This is a genomic window from Rothia endophytica (genome assembly GCF_039543885.1).
Taxonomy (GTDB): Bacteria; Actinomycetota; Actinomycetes; order Actinomycetales; family Micrococcaceae; genus Rothia; species Rothia endophytica.
Genome location: NZ_BAABKP010000020.1, coordinates 1 through 819 on the forward strand (window position 1 = coordinate 1; position 819 = coordinate 819).

The 819-nt window shown below is 47.7% G+C and carries 2 protein-coding genes; both read left to right on the forward strand.

Features of this window, described 5'->3' with window-relative positions:
• On the forward strand, window positions 1-397 hold a 397-nt coding region (locus tag ABD982_RS11225), incomplete at its 5' end, for a hypothetical protein (RefSeq protein WP_345447654.1).
• 52 nt (window positions 398-449) lie between these two features.
• Entirely contained in the window at window positions 450-803 is a 354-nt protein-coding gene (locus tag ABD982_RS11230; RefSeq protein WP_345447655.1) for a hypothetical protein, read from the forward strand.
• The last annotated feature ends 16 nt before the right edge of the window (window positions 804-819 follow it).

The window sequence follows — 819 nt, forward strand, 5'->3', positions numbered from 1 at the left end:
GGATGCTGCGAGGTTTGGTGAGACCTGGTTGGGTAAGGGTGTGAATGGTTCTGCTGCTGGTGGGGTGTCCAATGGGTTGACTTATACGATGCCGGAGACTGGTAGTTTTAGTGTGCGTGAGGATTGGAGGGTTGGGGGTATGGCTGGGGCTACTGGTGGTGGTAGTTTGATGGGTGGTTTGAAGCCGGTGGTGCCGAAGCATGATAATGCTGTGGTGAATTATGGGGTTGACCGGGTGAAGGATTATGCGGTGGGTGCGGGGAACGCTATGGTTTTGACGGCACCGTCTGAATGGAAACTAGAAGAACTTCACGAACAAGGTCTGAAATCAACGGGAAAGGGTATGGCTACCGGCCTGGGTAAGGCGGGTAACAGGGCTTTGAATTCTGATGATTAGCTAAAAGAGTTTTTTGTGTGGAAGGAGTGTTATGGGGCGGAGGAAAAGTTCTGTGGCTGGGAATATTACTGCTGTTATTGCTCTAATAATTGTTATTACGGTAGCAGTGCTCTTGTATATCAATGATCGGGATGCGACTTATAAGGTATGTACCGTGTCATCGGTCGAGATGGTGTCAATTTCGCCTGGGGGTGCGCCATCTACGTTTTTGCGTGTTGAAACTGAAGAATGCGGTAGTTTAGGTATTACCAATATGACCATGCCTGAGGGGATGAATAAGGCTGGGTTGGCTGAGTTTCTTGAGGCTAATATTGGTAAGAAGTTTGAGTTTGAGGTGAAGGGCTTGTCATTAGGTAATGATGCCCGTGATTCTGGTGGTATTACTTCGACGACTCCTGTTGAATAATTTTTTGGAAAGGTAA